Origin of the sequence: Micromonospora sonneratiae, assembly GCF_042679305.1 — a bacterium.
Lineage (GTDB): Bacteria > Actinomycetota > Actinomycetes > Mycobacteriales > Micromonosporaceae > Micromonospora_H > Micromonospora_H sonneratiae.
The window spans coordinates 209,464-224,023 of the sequence record NZ_JBHTMP010000001.1 but is presented as its reverse complement, the minus strand read 5'-3'; the positions used below and the strand labels follow the sequence as shown (position 1 = coordinate 224,023).

12 protein-coding genes are annotated in these 14,560 nt (G+C 69.4%); 2 read left to right on the top strand and 10 right to left on the bottom strand.

Translation table 11 applies throughout. The features are described 5' to 3' along the window. Positions 1-18 precede the first annotated feature (18 nt). The 8 genes from ACFQ4H_RS01065 to ACFQ4H_RS01030 form a co-directional block, all read right to left on the bottom strand. Positions 19-1,080: a hypothetical protein gene (locus ACFQ4H_RS01065; protein ID WP_377565796.1), complete on the bottom strand. Its 1,062-nt coding sequence runs from the start codon at positions 1,078-1,080 to the stop codon at positions 19-21. Positions 1,081-1,187: 107 nt separating this feature from the next. Next, positions 1,188-2,369 (bottom strand): MFS transporter, encoded by a 1,182-nt coding sequence (locus ACFQ4H_RS01060; RefSeq protein WP_377565793.1) that lies wholly within the window; start codon positions 2,367-2,369, stop codon positions 1,188-1,190. Further along, the gene (locus ACFQ4H_RS01055) at positions 2,366-4,309 is read right to left on the bottom strand and encodes a TOMM precursor leader peptide-binding protein (RefSeq protein ID WP_377565790.1); all 1,944 of its coding nucleotides are present in this window, start codon (positions 4,307-4,309) and stop codon (positions 2,366-2,368) included. Before ACFQ4H_RS01055 ends, ACFQ4H_RS01060 begins: the two co-directional genes overlap by 4 nt. Next, the gene (locus tag ACFQ4H_RS01050; RefSeq protein WP_377565788.1) at positions 4,306-6,258 is read right to left on the bottom strand and encodes a TOMM precursor leader peptide-binding protein; all 1,953 of its coding nucleotides are present in this window, start codon (positions 6,256-6,258) and stop codon (positions 4,306-4,308) included. The genes ACFQ4H_RS01055 and ACFQ4H_RS01050 overlap by 4 nt, the downstream gene beginning before the upstream one ends. Next, positions 6,255-7,139 carry a TauD/TfdA family dioxygenase gene (locus tag ACFQ4H_RS01045; protein WP_377565786.1) on the bottom strand — a complete coding sequence of 295 codons (885 nt, stop codon included), beginning with the start codon at positions 7,137-7,139 and terminating at the stop codon, positions 6,255-6,257. Before ACFQ4H_RS01045 ends, ACFQ4H_RS01050 begins: the two co-directional genes overlap by 4 nt. After that, the gene (locus ACFQ4H_RS01040; protein WP_377565783.1) at positions 7,129-8,727 is read right to left on the bottom strand and encodes a hypothetical protein; all 1,599 of its coding nucleotides are present in this window, start codon (positions 8,725-8,727) and stop codon (positions 7,129-7,131) included. The genes ACFQ4H_RS01045 and ACFQ4H_RS01040 overlap by 11 nt, the downstream gene beginning before the upstream one ends. Positions 8,728-8,821: 94 nt before the next feature. Further along, on the bottom strand, positions 8,822-10,204 hold the full coding sequence (locus tag ACFQ4H_RS01035; protein ID WP_377565780.1) for a glycosyltransferase family 2 protein: 1,383 nt from the start codon (positions 10,202-10,204) through the stop codon (positions 8,822-8,824). A gap of 116 nt (positions 10,205-10,320) precedes the next feature. Then, positions 10,321-10,521 carry a hypothetical protein gene (locus tag ACFQ4H_RS01030; RefSeq protein ID WP_377565777.1) on the bottom strand — a complete coding sequence of 67 codons (201 nt, stop codon included), beginning with the start codon at positions 10,519-10,521 and terminating at the stop codon, positions 10,321-10,323. Between the two features lie 252 nt (positions 10,522-10,773). Between ACFQ4H_RS01030 and ACFQ4H_RS01025 the strand changes: the two genes are divergently transcribed. After that, complete coding sequence (locus ACFQ4H_RS01025) at positions 10,774-10,899, top strand: hypothetical protein (RefSeq protein ID WP_377565775.1); 126 nt, start codon at positions 10,774-10,776, stop codon at positions 10,897-10,899. Positions 10,900-11,004: 105 nt separating this feature from the next. Next, positions 11,005-12,579 carry an NAD(P)-binding domain-containing protein gene (locus ACFQ4H_RS01020; protein WP_377565773.1) on the top strand — a complete coding sequence of 525 codons (1,575 nt, stop codon included), beginning with the start codon at positions 11,005-11,007 and terminating at the stop codon, positions 12,577-12,579. Between the two features lie 24 nt (positions 12,580-12,603). Here the strand turns inward: ACFQ4H_RS01020 and ACFQ4H_RS01015 are convergent, their stop codons facing one another. After that, entirely contained in the window at positions 12,604-13,218 is a 615-nt protein-coding gene (locus ACFQ4H_RS01015) for a nitroreductase family protein (RefSeq protein WP_377566223.1), read from the bottom strand. Between the two features lie 166 nt (positions 13,219-13,384). Beyond that, positions 13,385-14,524 carry a carboxylate-amine ligase gene (locus ACFQ4H_RS01010; RefSeq protein ID WP_377565771.1) on the bottom strand — a complete coding sequence of 380 codons (1,140 nt, stop codon included), beginning with the start codon at positions 14,522-14,524 and terminating at the stop codon, positions 13,385-13,387. Positions 14,525-14,560 lie beyond the last annotated feature (36 nt).

Below are 14,560 nucleotides of genomic sequence, written 5' to 3'. Positions count from 1 at the left end.
CGGCGGGTCAGGGTGATTTCAGACGGTGGCGGTCTGTCGCTTCGGCCGGAAATCGATTGCGGCCTTTGGGTTCCGATAGAATATCTGGTCGATCTGATCGTGGGCCATGCCGATCGAGAGCATGTTCTCCCGTTGCTGTTCGTAGCCGGAGGAGCCGGCCGCGACGGCACCGTCGTCACGCAACCGCAGCCTGCTGTACGAGTCCTGGCTCAACACCTCACCGGCCATGACGTTCACCTCGGTGTGGTCGGTCAGCGCGATCAGTCGTTCGCATCCGAGGAAGTCGACGGTACGGCGGGAGATCGCAAGATCGACATGGCGGCCGTCGAAGTTGAGGCACGGCATCAGGCGGCCGTCGAGTGCCGCATTGAGTACCGCCGCCGGCACCGGGCCGAGAAGTTCACCGATGTTGTGCCTGGTCCAGGTCGGGCCCACGACCGCTGCCAGTTGTTCGGGCCGCCGCGTCCGCGCCACCTCGGTCCGCCAGGCATGCACGAAGTTGCGGGGCATGTCGTTGTAGAGGTGATCGGTCAACACCAGGTTGGGCGACGACTCGTAGCGGGAGTGCAGATAGTCGAGGACCTCGTCTACCCGGCGGGCACTGCGCTCGGGGTCGTTGCGGTGGAAGTGGCCGATCGCAATGCGTACGCCGTTGTCGTAGCAGCGGTCCAGCAGGTCGGCGAAGGTCATTCCGTCGTCGAGTACCTCGTCGAGCGCAGCTCCGTCAGGTGCCATCACGACATACCGGAGACCGTGCGGTCCGAGGTCGGCGATCTGCGTCCACTCGTCGGCGGTCGGGTACCACCTGCCCCGTCTGGGAATGCCGCCGTCCGGACCGAGTAGCGGCCCTTCGATCGCGAAACCCGCGATGTTGGGTACGGCTCCCTCGGCGGCCAGGACCCCGTACCGCTGGACGAGTTCCCGCAGCGCCGGCAGGGCCTCCCGCCGGAGATAGACGGTCGGGAGGATCTCGACGTCGCGAGCCGCCGCCAGTTGTTGGAGAGATTCGAGGTCCTCGGGTGACATGGATGAGAAGTCGTACTTGCCGAGGCCATGGAAGTGATACAGGAACGCGGTCATCTGTCCTCCTACATGAAGATGCCTGGAGTCGACGTCACTCCCGGGCGATCCGACCCGGGTGATCTGACAGTTGGCGCTGAGCCGGGTGAGCATCCCGACGGCCGTCCTCATCCCTCGACGGCGCATCCCTCCTTCTTCGGTGTCGTGGTCCGTTGCGCCACCGCACCGGCCGCGAAGGCCAGGACGACGCCGGCGACAGCCACGGTGGCGAACGCAGCCCGCAGTGACGCCAGTTCAGCCAACTGACCCACCAGCATCGGCGCGACGAGCCAACCCACGTAGCCGATCGCGCTCACCGTCGCGATGGCCGAACCCGCGCCGTGGTCGCCGCCGTGTCGTCCCGCCGCGCTGAGCAGCAGCGGCACCAGGACGGACAGCCCGACGCCCTGGAGCACGAAACCCGCGACGGCCATCGGTGCCGCCACGGCCGTGATGACGACGACCGACCCGATGACGGACACCGTCGCCGCTGTCCGGGCGGTCGGCACCGGCCCGACAGCGCGCACGATCGAGTCACCGACGAACCGACCGGCCACCATCGCCGCAGCGAATCCGGCGTATCCCACGGCCGCCGTTCCCGCAGCCAACCCGGTGACGTCATGGACGTACACGGCACTCCAGTCCGCCCCGGCCCCCTCGGCGTACATGGCCAGCGCGGCCAGGCAGCCGAGACGGACCAGTGGTGCCGGAGCCGGGCCCGAACGCTGCCGGCCTGCCGCCGGCGTCACCGGCACCGGTCGTACACCGGACAGCGTCGGAACGGCGACGGCCAGCAACACCACCGCGACGGCGACGAGATGCGGTCGGACGCCCACCCCGACGGTCGCCACCGCCACGGCGACACCGGCCGAGACCAGCGAACCGGCGCTCCAGGCACCGTGCAGGCCGGACATGATCGGCCGGTCCAGGCTCTTCTCGACCGCGCTGGCCTGGGCGTTCATCGCCACGTCACAGGCCGCTCCCGCAGCACCGACCAGCACCATCGCCGCCGACAGCAGCCCGAACGAGGGAGCCAGCCCGATGGCGACGAGGGAGGCGACATAGCTGACCAGGCCCACCCGGGTAACGAGCACCGCACCGTGGAGACGGACCAGTCGGCCCGCCCAGGCCAGCGCGGCGAGTCCACCGACGACCTGGAGGAACAGGGCGATGCCGAGAGCACCGTTGGTCAACTCCAGGCCATCGCTGATCCCGGGAATCCGGGAGGCCCACGTCCCCTGCACCGCACCATGGATCAGGAACGTGGCACGGATGGACACGGTACCGACGCCGGTGCGGCTCCTGGTCATGGGAACGGATGCGGGTAGGGATTGATCTCCGAGGGGTCGAGCGGCGCGGACCGGTAGCCGAGCCGTACCGGTAGCTCCCGCAACCGGGGCAGGTCGACACGTCGGTTACGGTGCCCGAAGACCATCGGCAACAGCCCCGGAACGATCACCTTGACGCAGACCAGATCCGCGGCTTCCTGCTCCCGGGCGGTCTGGTCGACCACCACGACGTCCAGGCCGCTGTCGAAGTAGCGGTCCACCACCCATCGCAGGTCCTCCAGCAGGTCCGTCGACGGCTGGTAGCGCTGGGCAATGGGGAACGCCTGCTCCATCGAAATGATCTCGTCGCGTTCGTAGAGGAAGCCGAAACGGTGCCAACTCTCCGGTGAGGCCGCCACCAGAGCGTGGTCCTCCATGCGTTCCACCAGATCGGAGTCGGCGACCAGACGCGGTGCGGTCGTGTCGTCGGCCACCATCTCCTGCGTGGCGTCGGCGACACTGGCCAGCTCGACGAGCCCCGCCCAGAGTGCCCGCTCGGGGTCCAGATGGGCTCCGGCCCCGCACAGTGCCCTGGGCTGGTCCGCCCGGCCGCTCTCGTCGACCAGCATCAACCACATGGCCGGGATGCCCTCCGGCATGGTGATGTCGAAGACGTGCAGTCGGCTTCCGGTCGTCCGCTCCAACCAACCCACCAGCAACCGGGTCATCGGATCGGCCGACGTCCTCGGGTCGATCCGGGGCACGGGCAGCCGGGCGAACCAGGTCGCCAGGAAGGCATCGCGCTCGGCGACCTCGAAGATGCCGTGGAGGATCGCCTCCTCCATCGTCCCGCCGAGGGCACAGCCGTTCGAGCTCTCCACCCCGAAGGTGGTGGCATGGGAGCCGTAGTACGCGGAACTCTCCGGCACCAGTACGGGGCCGCCACGCCGGAACGAGTAGCCGTACACCCATTCCACCGGCAGGTCGGGGTGATACCGGACCGAGTGGTGACTGGGTGGCTCGGCGGGCAGGCCCAGGGCCACCGGATCGACCGCACGTTGCGCGCCCAGTTCACGGAAGGAGGCCGTCACGGCGGTACGCCGCGACCGGGGCAGGGTGCCGCCCAGACGCTCCAGCGCTTCCGCGATGGCCACCGAGACACTGGCGTCGTACCGGAACGTGCGCCCGTATCCGGACAGTTCGGTGCAGCAGGCGGGGCCGCCGATCGCCGCCGCGAGGATCATCGGATGGTGATGGTGCACGGTCAGCGTCGAGATCAGTCCGGTCTCGGCGTCGACCATCATCTCCAGCAACTGCTCGTGCTCGGCGGCGAGGCTGCGGGCCCGATACTCGTCCGGTCGCGACTTCGGCCGGGATACGAGGGTCAGGCTGCCGGCTGACGGGTCGTCCTCGGGCAGGTCGGCGCAGAGCGGGCAGCCCGGGTCGGCGATGAACCGGTGTCGACCGACCCCGAGGGTCGTGGTGTCGACCTGGAGGACCGCATCCGAGCACCGGGGTGAACCACCGGAGCTGATCCGGTCGAGTTCGTCGGCGACCAGGGCGGCCACGACGGTCAGTACGGGTGGCGCGAGTACCGGTGCGGGCGCGGTGACCGTGCCACTGTAGAGGGCCTCCCACAACGCGGATCGCTGCGGCGTGCCGGTGACCCGGGCCCGGCCCTCGCGGATGCGTACGCAGTGGTGGCAGCCGGACGAACCAGCCGGGGTGTACGGTCCGACCCGTACCCCCCGAGGTGTCGGGTACACGGGCAGGAAGCCCCGGCCGGCCCGGTACGCCTGCTGCGCGGCGGCCATCACCCGGTCGGCGTCGTCCCGGTCCAGGGCGATCACGTCGAGGGCCAGCAGGTCGTACCGCTGCTGGTCGATGCCGGCGGCCACGGCCTGTCGGAGTGCCCCGTCGCCGGACAGGTGCAGCCCCGCCCGGTCGACCGGCAGGGACGGTGCGACAACGGCTTCGGTCATCGGATCCTCCCGGCGTCGGGCACCAGCGTCGCCTCGACGATGAACGGCAGTACCTTCCGTAGGGCGGGAACCTGGTCGGCCGGACGAATCAGCAGCCGCTGTCCCGTCCCGACGACCTCCGCCAGCAGCGGGTCGAGTTCGGTGTCCCAACTGCCCTGGCCGACATCCGGCCCGATGTCGGTACCGTCCGGGCTGCGTCCGGTGAGGCTGGCGACGGCAGCCTGCATCGCCAGTTCCACCGCGATGTCCAGTTCCGTTGCACAGGCGTGCGCCAACCATCGGGAGCGGGTACCCACGAAGACCGACGGTGTGCTGGACACATCGGACCAGGCGTACAGGTCGTGGCCGAGGATGGCCATCTCGTCGGCCATCACCCGGGCCGCTGCCGGCCAGTCGGACCGGTCCAGCCGGCCACCGGGGTTCTCGGCCCCGGTACCCGCGTCGGATCCGGGAGCGGAGGCGGGCGCCGGGGCCTCGGCGCGGCGTAGCCGGAGCAGTGCCCGTCCCTGCGCCTCCGCCCAGCTGAAGCCGCCAGCCACCACCACCGTATGCGCTGCCGGGTCGGGCCCGGCCGGCACGGTTTCGCCGGTTCGCGGATCCCACCATTCGACGTCGGTGGACTGCGCCGCCTCGGCGGCCAGCAGTTCCAGCCCGGCGACGGCCGCGCGGGTGAGCGCCTGACGACGGTTCCCGCCGACTGCGGTGACGGCCCGGGGCCCGGTGCCGTGGGCGGTCAGGCTGGCGACGGTCGCCTCCAGGCAGCTGACCGACAACTGTGAATGGCTTCCGGTACCGACCTCCAGCAGCGGACCGAGACGCCGGTCGATCAACCCGGTGACCCGGGTCGCGAACGTCTCCTGGTCGACCGACTCCCGTTGCGCCATCTCAGCCACCCGCTCGGCGATCGGGCGGGGCGACTGTCCGACCAGGCACGAGCCGCAGCGCGGATGCACACCGAGCAGGTGCTCGCTGGTCTCCGCCGATTCCAGATCGACGTAGGTCATCCTGTTCGTCGTGGAGCTCTCGCCCCCGACAGCACTGCGGAAGTAGGCGAACCCGAGCGTCGCCCCGAGCAGCGCACGCACCGGCGGGGTCAGGAACTCCGGCCGCAGCTCCGGCCGGTCGTCCGCCAGCAGCGCACCGTCGGTGGAGCCGGCACCCCGCGCACTGCGTACGGCACACTCCCAGCAGCCGCCGGCGATGCCGCCCGTGGTCGGCCCCACCCAGGCACCCTCACCGGTGGGGACGGCATGCAGCGCGGGCACCCCCTGTGCCCGGGCGACCCGGGTGATGGTCAGGGCGCGGTCCGCCATCGTCCGGTCAGTGCAGTGCAGGACCGCGTCGTACCCGGCGAACAGCGTCGCCAGTGTGGTCTCCGTGGCCAGCGCGGCCGTCCCGTCCGGTACGAGGTGCAGCTCGACCGTCGGGTCCAGGGCGCGACAGCGGTCGAGGACGCGGTGGTAGGCCTCATGTTCCGTCGGCGCCTCGGCCGTCTCCAGCAGCGTCGCGCTCCGCAGACCCAGGTCGAACAACGTCTGCACCAGGGCGGACATTGCCTGGCCCGTGCCGATGATCAGTACCCGGCCGTTACGGAACCGCTCGAAGCGGTGCAGCGGGGCATCGGCGACATGCTCGGCGAACGTGATCGCTTGTCCGTACCGGTCGAGTTCCCAGTCCTGCAGGTGGTGCGGCGGCTCGCTGTCCAGGTCGCGGGCGATGCCCCGCTGCACCAGGACCGTGACCAGATCGGTCACCAGGCGTTTCTGGGCGGGGGGCAGGCCGGCCGTGATCGCGTCGACGGTGTTGGAGCCGTCCAGGTACGGAGTGATCCGCTGGATCAACGCGTACGCCGAACCTCCGTTGATCTCGGTGCTGCCGGTGCCCGTCTCCAGGTAGACGCCGTTCTCGACCGGTACGTACAGCAGGTCGTCACGCAGTTTCGCCCTCATGCCGCCTCGTTCTCGTGCAGGAACCCCATCCGGACCATGACCGTGCGGCCGGCGTCCTTGAACGCCCGGCGGCCGTGCAGGTATCGCGAGTTGTCGACCAGCAGTACGTCTCCGGCCCGCCACGGCACCGCGATGGTCAACCGCTGGGCAGCTGCCGACACGGCGTCCAGCAACCGCTCCGGCACCGGCCCCCCGGCGGTGGTGCGTACGCGTAGCCGCTGGTCCTGGTACTCGTCCTCGGCCGGCCGACTGATCAGCAGCGAGTTGCAGAAGGAGGGGACACCGCCGAAGCGTGTCGGTGGGGTGCAGTGCGTACCGAACCCCGTGGTCAACCCGGTGTCGGTGAAGTCGATGTGGATCGACTCCCAGGGCCGCAGATACCCCTCCCACCGGCGGAGTTGCTGCTCGGCCACCGTGGGGTCGTCCGTACCGCACAGGCGCTGCCACGTGCCGGTGGGCATGCTGGTCTCCCAGACGATGCTCAACTGCTCGAACTCGGCCCGTACGGCGGGTGGCAGAGCGGCCAGCAACGCGATGCCGTCGCAGAGGGTGGTCTCGCCACCGTCCTCGGCCGGCCGCTGGCACAGGAAGGTGAGCAGGTCGGGGGAGCCGGGAGCGTACGACGCTTCGCGGTGCAGCGGCATACCCTGTGTTCCCCGGGTGACCGTGGTGGTGGTCCTGTCGTCGCCGACCACGTCCCGCTCGTTGTGGAACCCACCCGTGTACGGCAGTGGTTCCATCAGCGCGTCACCGAGCGCCACGAACGTGTCCTGCTGCCAACCACCGTCGCGGAGCAGCACCGCCCCGTGATCGACGACTGCCGCCAGGACCTCTGCCGGTGTCTGTGTGCCGACCAGGACCGGGATCCCGTCACCCTGCATCTGAACTACCTTCCGTGAACGCCACAGCCAACGAGCCGGCCCGGGTCTTCGGCGCACCGATCAGCATCTGCACGATGGGCAGTTCCCCGTCCGGCAGGCCGAGTCGGGCAGCGGCAGCCTGCGGGGAGAATCCACCGACCGGTCGTGCCGCCGCACCCACGGCCTGACCGGCCAGCCCGGACAGCTGCACCGCCACGCCGGTGAGCAGGTGCAGGTGGCGCAGGGCGGCAGGGGTGAGCTTCCGCATGGGCGGGTGTCCACCGGCCACGAAGAAGATGGTCGCGCCGGCGGTGCTCATCCGAGGGTCGATGCCGAAGGGCACCGCGCCCGGCAGCCGGGGATCGGCTGCTCCGCCGGACGGGGCCAGCACATGAAGTCGCGGATCGTAGCGGTATGCCCCGGGGGCCAGCCCGATCACCTGGCTGACCAGGCACCACAGTGTCGGATATCGGGGATGCCCGACCAGGTCAGCGAGTGCGGCGGAGCCGGCCAGACGTCCACTGGCGTACACGAGGATGTCGGCGAGCTGCCCGATCCGCAGTCCCGGCACCAGGTCGCCGGCGGATGCCCGACCACGGACGGTACCCAGATCCAGCCGCGTTGCGGCCGGCAGTTCGATCGGGCATGCCCCAGCAGCCGGTTCGACTGTGCCGGGCGGCGTAGCGGGCGACGGATGCGCCTGCTGCCGAGGATCGCCCCGGCCGGACATCTCCCGATGCAGCGCCAGCGCGGCCGGGTCCGCCCCGGCCAGGTTGAGCCGGTCGGCGTCCAGACCGGTCGGGACCGGTACCTGGATCGGGACCGCTCCCGGGGCAGGGGACACGGCACCAGGGCCGGCGAACGCGTCGCCCGGCAGTTCGATGACGGCGAGCACGCTCTCCACCTCGCCGTCCAGACCGAGCAGGTTGTCGGCCGCCACCGGATCGACATCGAGACGTACGCGACCGGCCAGCGGCGACACGGCGAACTGACCGAGCAGGACGCCGGTATCCACGGTGGACAGCTGGTAGCCGAAGGCGCGGTACTTGCCGGCGTTCTTCCACGGCCGGCAGGTCAGCCAGAGAGCGTGCCGAGGCTCGGCGGTGGGCCCACCCAACAGCCGGTCCAGGTCGGCGGCCGGGTTGGCGTCATGCAACAGCTCCAGACAGTGGTGCACGTTGTCGTAGTGGTAGACACCAGCGGACAACTCGGCGGAGCCGGTCCAGAACAGGTACACCTCGGCCGGATAGAACGCGCCACCGGACGGTACGTCGCGCCGTAGCGTGAACCAGGCGGGTAGGAAACGGGCCGCGCCGTGGTCGGCGCCGGGCCGGCCGGTCAGCGCCGAGAAGCCAGCCGTGGTCAACATCTCCAGCCGGCTCGGCGCGTACCCCAGCAGCAGGGCGCTGAGCCGGTCGAGCCCCGAGTCGCCCAGCGGCTCCGCACCCGGTCCCGGCCAGCGCAACTGCCGCCGCAGACTGCCCGGGTAGCGCTTGCCGCGCGGCGCGGCGTACGTCGCCGGCGCGTTGCCGGACTGCCCCTCCACCGCGGCCAGATACCGCTCGACCGGGCCGTCGGCCGTCGGGGGAGCCTGCTCCTGTACGTCCATCCTCAGTGCCCCGTGTCTCCGGCGCGATGGGTCTCCGAACCGGGCCGCCTCCGGAACGCCAGCACGGAACGGTCCGTCCAGCCGCCGGTCCCACTCATGCGGTGGGCGTGCTGGTATCGGCCATGCCCGCCTGGGCCAGTTGCGCCGGTGCCCGATGCGGCCGAAGGGTCAGTACGGTGCCCACCCCGTCGACCTCGGCCAGCTCGGTCTCGAACGCGACCCGTAGGACACGACGCAGGTATCCCAGGTTCGCCGGGCTCGGCGTGAACGGTGCCGCCAAAGTCTCGCCGGTGCTGACCAGATGGATCTCGTCGGCCAGCCGGCCGGCTACGTTGAGGAACTGGCACAGGTCGTCCCAGCGTAGGTACCGCCAGAACTCCACGCTGACGACCGCGTCCAGGCTGCCCGGAGCGATCGGCGGATCCATGCCGACGAGGTGGAAGTTCGTCTGGCTGGGCGGGGCGGCGTAGTCGAAGGTGAGCGTTTCGGCGGGTAGTGCCATCTGGTCGCTGCCGGTCCCCACCCAGAGCACCCGAGGGCCCGGCAGTCGGCTGGAGAGATGCTCGACAGCCGGGCCGATCCGGCAGGCCGATCGCCGTACGCAGTCGGCGACCGCCGACCGGTAGTGCACGATCCGTTCCGCTGAGTCGTACACCTCCAGCATTCCGAAGAACTCCCACTCGACGACGCGGTACGTGTCGGCGACGAGGTTCCGGTTGGCGGCGAAGTCGCCCCAGTTGCGGTCGATGTTGCGGTGGTGCGGCAGGTGGTAGGCGGCGGCCTGGTCGTCGTAGGCGAAGTTGCGTTCGGTGAGCCCCAGGTGCCGGTGCACCCGGTAGAACAGTTCGATGTCCTCCAGGCCCCAGCGCAGTCCGAACCGCTCGTCGAACCCGCCAACCTCGTCGAACAGTGCGCGGGAGACCGAGACGTTGTGTGTGAAGCTGAACAGCCAGCCCGCCTGCAACCATTCCTCACCGGCCGGGTCACCGGCGGGGAAGCGCAGGTCACCGCCGCCGTCCGCGCGTCGGCGGGGAGTCGGGATCGTCTCCTGGCCGGTCAACGCGGCCTCGATGTGCTCCAACCCGATCTCGTCCCGCCGACCGATCAGGACGGCGGGACGGCCCGCGACGCGATGGTGCGCCAGGTGGCGCTCCAGCAACCGTGGTGTGGCGTACGAGTCAGCGTCGAGGAACAGCAGCAACCCGGCAGTCGCGTGTCGGACACCCTCGTTACGGGCCGCAGCGCGGCCGCGTTGCTCCGACAGTTCCACCAGGTGCAGGTTCAGGCCCTTGCCAGCGTCGGGAATGTCGGCGTAACCGTCGGCCTCGCCGCCGTCGCGGACCACGATCACCTCGAACCGCTCCGCCGCCAGCGATTGCCGGGCCAGTGAACGTAGTGTCAGTTCCAGACATTGCGCGTCCTCGTAGGTGGGAACCACCACGCTCAGTTCGATCGCGCCATCGGGCCGATGATCCATCCGACTTCCCTCTTACCGTGAGCCGTACCTCGAAGGTTGGGGCACCGGGGCACCGGCACCCCAACCGTTACCGCGTCCGGCACCGTCGTACGGTGCCGGTTACGCCGGTCGCCGGATCAGTGGCAGTTGATGCAGCACCACTGGATCGGACGACCACCGCAGCCACCACCGCAACAGCTCCGGCCGTCGTTCGCGCCCTCGGTGACCGAGATGCTGCCGGCCGGTGCCACCGCGTAGAGGTCGGTCGACTTCTCCGGGTTGTCGGACCAGGACACCTCGGTGGCATCCAGGCCGGTCAGGTCGAGTGCTCCACTCATGTGAACCTCCAATGGACTGACGTCGTTGACCTGCTTCGACGGTCACAGCAATCTAGACGGATCGCCGTACAGGGCACGTACATCCCGCGCATATGCCGTAGCTGGACATCAACGGTTGCCATTCATCGGATCGTTGGACTCAAGGGCCATGGTCGATGACATGTCCGATTGCCGGGTGGCGATCGTCGATGCATGGAGTCCGGGGCAGGTTCCCAGGTTCGATGGGTGAGGGGTTGAGAGGGGTACCGGTCCGTGAGTTTGACCGGGCCGCACGAGGTACGCCTCGCCGCTGCGCTGTCGGCGTGCGTCGACCTGCTGGCGTGCGGCTGGCAACTGGCGCGCCGCTACCCCCAGGCCAACGCCGATCATCCTGCCTGACCGGTACGGTCGTCCGCCTGATCGACTCGGTCGTCGCCCCGCGTTGACACCCGGATCGTCATCGACGATCGTCGCTCACAATGTGATCCGGCGACGGGAGAAGCGATGTCCGCCACGCACACCGACCCGAAGGCCCACACCGCCGAGCACCACCGCTACGTCATAGTTGGTGCCGGGCCAGCAGGACTTCAGCTCAGCTACTTCCTGCAGCAGGCCGGCAGCGACTACGTGACCCTGGAACGGGCGGCGGCACCGGGTGAGTTCTTCCGACGCTTTCCCCGGCATCGCAAGCTGATCTCCCTGAACAAGGTGCACACGACGAGCGCCGATCCGGAGATCCGTCTGCGCTGGGACTGGAACTCGCTTCTACACGAACCCGCCGACCTTCCGTTTCCCAGGTACAGCAGCGAGTATTTTCCGAATGCGGACGACATGGTGCGGTACCTCGCCGACTTCCAGCGTCACCATGGGCTCGCGGTACGGTTCGGGACGGCTGTCGAGCGGGTCGAACGGCTCGGGGACGGCTTCCTGCTGGACACCTCCTCGGGCCAGCTGAGCTGCGACTGTCTCGTCGTGGCGATCGGCTGGGGCCGGCCGAACGTACCCGCGATCCGGGGTATCGAGCACGCGATCGGCTACGAGGCAATGGAGACCGATCCGGCACGATTCGCAGACCAGCGGGTGCTCATTCTCGGCAAGGGCAATTCCGCATTCGAGACCGCATCCGCCATCCTCGGGCACGCGTCGATGGTGCACCTGGCCAGCCCCCGGCCGCTGCGCCTGGCATGGAACACCAAGCATCCGGGCGATGTCCGTGGTCACCACGGGGCGGTCCTGGACAGCTACCAGTTCAAGACGCTGCACTCGGTGCTCGACTGCGTAGTCGACGAGATCCGCCCGGTGGGCGACCGGTTCGAGGTACGACTGACGTACACCCACGCCGACGGCGAAACGGCGGTCCTCGAGTACGACTCGGTGCTCCGCTGCACCGGGTTCGCGATGGACACGTCGATCTTCTCGGCGGCGACCCGCCCGGAGATGGTGCCGAGCGGACGGCTGCCACAGAGTCGACCGGACTGGCAGTCGACCAATGTCGACGGGCTCTACTTCGCCGGCACCATCGCCCAGGCACGGGACTTCAAGCGGGCCTCGTCGGCTTTCATCGACGGCTTTCGGTACAACCTGCGTACGCTCACCCGACTGCTGCGGGAACGCTACGAGCGGGTGCCGCTGAGCTACGAGACCCTACCGGCAGAGCCGGAGGGGCTGATGACGCTGGTACTCGACCGGGTGAACTGGAGTTCGGCTCTCTGGACCCAGTTCGAGTATCTCTGTGACGCGTTGGTGGTCGACGCGGCATCCGGAACCGTACGCCACTACGTCGACCTGCCCGAGGACCACGTCGTCGCGCGTTTCGCGGACTCGTCGCACTACTACACCTTCGGACTGCGCTGGGGGCGTGACGAGTACGCCGACGTCTTCGCCATCGAGCGGCACCCCCAACCGGACCGGGCAGCGGAGAGCGCGTTCATCCACCCGGTCGTCCGGCGCTACCGGGGCCGGACCCTCGTCGGGGAGTTGCACCTGCTGGAGGACCTGTTGGCCGAGTGGCGACGACCCGATCGGCACGTCGCGCCGCTGCTGTCCTTCTTCGAGCGGGAACTCGGTTCGGCCCGCTGAGGTCGTACGCCTCCGGACCCGGCCTCAGTAGCGGACCATCACCTCCGACAGTGGTTTGCGTACCAGGCCGGGAACCGTGGCGTCGGGAGCGGGATAACCGACCGGCATCACCACGTACGGGCGTTCCTCGGATGGCCGTTCGCAGATCTCGTTCAGGAACCGCATCGGGCTCGGGGTGTGCGTCAACGTGGCCAGCCCGGCATGATGCAATGCGCTGATCAGCAGACCGACGGCGATGCCCACCGACTCCTTCACGTAGTACGGCTTCGGGCTGTGCGGGCCCCGGTGCACCTCGAAGACCACTATCACCACCGGGGCGATCTCCAGGAAGGGCTTGTGCCAGTCGGTGCCGATCGGGGCGATCGCGTCGAGCCAGTCCGCCGACGCCCGGCGGGTGTAGAACTCGCGTTCCTCGGCTTCCGCCGCCTCCCGCAGTCGCCGCTTCCGCACCGGGTCCGTCACCACCACGAACCGCCACGGTTGCAGGTTGGCACCGCTCGGAGCGCTGGCCGCCGCCCGGATCGCCTCCGCCACGACCTCGTCCGGAACCGGATTGGGGGAGAAGTGGCGAACCGATCGACGCGTCACCATTCGGTCGGCGAATTCCTGGGCGGCGCGCACGCTGTCACCCGGTGCCATCCGGAACTCGGTCAGTGGAGACGGGGGTGCATCGACGTTCATCAAATGCCTCCTGGAAAGGTAGCATCCGTCTCGTTCCAGAATTCCGTACCGTCCAGGACTTTTGTTCCTCTGGATTGCTTGATTCCGACTCGGCTCCGACGACCGCCACGACGGTCCCGGTTGGTCAGCCGGCCAATGGCGCGGTCTGCTCGATGAGGTGGTCGACAGTGTCGGTGAGCTGCCCCCTTCGCCCGGCCGCGGTGCGCTGCCGTACCGCACCGGTGCCGTCGGCACACCATCGGCGGGTCCAGTCCGCCACCAGTTCGTCGTCGCCGAACTCGGTCAGGACGGGGCGTACGGAGTCGACGAGACGGTGGACAAGCTGCGCGGCGGGCACCAGGCAGCCGGTGGACACGTCGAGTCCGGACCCCCAGATCCCGTCGCGGGCCGCCTGCCAGTAGGCGACGCGCATCAGTTCGTCCCGGACGGCGGGGCCGGGCTCTCCCCGGTCCACCGCTTCACCGGCGGCCACCACCAGGGCCCGGACCAGGGCGGCGAATGCCGCCGATTCCTGGGGCGTGATCGGGACGTCCGCCACCCGGATCTCCAGGGTCGGTTGCCTCGGGGACGGTCGGACGTCCCAGAAGATGGTGCCGGCGTCCACCAGCGCGCCGGCATCGGACAGGGTCCTGACGACCTGGTCGTAGTGGGCCGCCGAGGTGAAGTACGGCGGAGGGCCGGCCACCGGCCAACGAGACCACGTCACGGTCCGCCAACTCGCGTAACCCGTGTCCCGCCCCTCCCAGTACGGCGAGTTGGCGGTCAGCGTGATCAGTGTCGGCAGCAGCGGGCGGAGATGGTTGCTGACCTTCAGGGCCCGGTCACGGTCGGGCAGCTCCACATGGACGTGTACCGCACAGATGCTCTGCTCGTCGTGCAGGCCCCGGTAGGTTGCCATGCCTCGGGCCTGCCGGGGGCCCTCGGTGATGGGCGGGGGGACCGCGCCGCTCAGTACGGGCGTTCCGCTGGCCATGATCCGTAACCCGTCGGCCCGGGCGCAGTCGGCGACCACGCGACGTGCCTCGATCAGCTGACCGGTCAGTTCCCTGGTCGACGTGCACGGCTCCGTCTTGGTTTCAACCTGCAACTTGGTGATCTCGCCGGAAACCCGGGTGCCCAGTCGTGCCCTGGCCCGGTCCACGATCGTCGTCGCATCCGCCGCCACTTTCCGCGTCACCGGGTCGACCACGAGGAACTCCTCCTCGACGCCGAACCGGGGCGGGGAGTACCTCGGACGGGGCCGCTGCCCGGCTCCTGCCGTCATACAGGCATCCATCCTTCGCTCGGCCGCCAGCCGTGT

Coding starts and splice junctions, on each gene's coding strand:
- ACFQ4H_RS01030 (WP_377565777.1), bottom strand. CDS start 10,521: ATGAGTGGAGCACTCGACCTGACCGGCCTGGATGCCACCGAGGTGTCC.
- ACFQ4H_RS01020 (WP_377565773.1), top strand. CDS start 11,005: ATGTCCGCCACGCACACCGACCCGAAGGCCCACACCGCCGAGCACCAC.
- ACFQ4H_RS01010 (WP_377565771.1), bottom strand. CDS start 14,524: ATGACGGCAGGAGCCGGGCAGCGGCCCCGTCCGAGGTACTCCCCGCCC.
- ACFQ4H_RS01065 (WP_377565796.1), bottom strand. CDS start 1,080: ATGACCGCGTTCCTGTATCACTTCCATGGCCTCGGCAAGTACGACTTC.
- ACFQ4H_RS01015 (WP_377566223.1), bottom strand. CDS start 13,218: ATGGCACCGGGTGACAGCGTGCGCGCCGCCCAGGAATTCGCCGACCGA.
- ACFQ4H_RS01060 (WP_377565793.1), bottom strand. CDS start 2,369: ATGACCAGGAGCCGCACCGGCGTCGGTACCGTGTCCATCCGTGCCACG.
- ACFQ4H_RS01045 (WP_377565786.1), bottom strand. CDS start 7,139: ATGCAGGGTGACGGGATCCCGGTCCTGGTCGGCACACAGACACCGGCA.
- ACFQ4H_RS01050 (WP_377565788.1), bottom strand. CDS start 6,258: ATGAGGGCGAAACTGCGTGACGACCTGCTGTACGTACCGGTCGAGAAC.
- ACFQ4H_RS01035 (WP_377565780.1), bottom strand. CDS start 10,204: ATGGATCATCGGCCCGATGGCGCGATCGAACTGAGCGTGGTGGTTCCC.
- ACFQ4H_RS01055 (WP_377565790.1), bottom strand. CDS start 4,309: ATGACCGAAGCCGTTGTCGCACCGTCCCTGCCGGTCGACCGGGCGGGG.
- ACFQ4H_RS01040 (WP_377565783.1), bottom strand. CDS start 8,727: ATGGACGTACAGGAGCAGGCTCCCCCGACGGCCGACGGCCCGGTCGAG.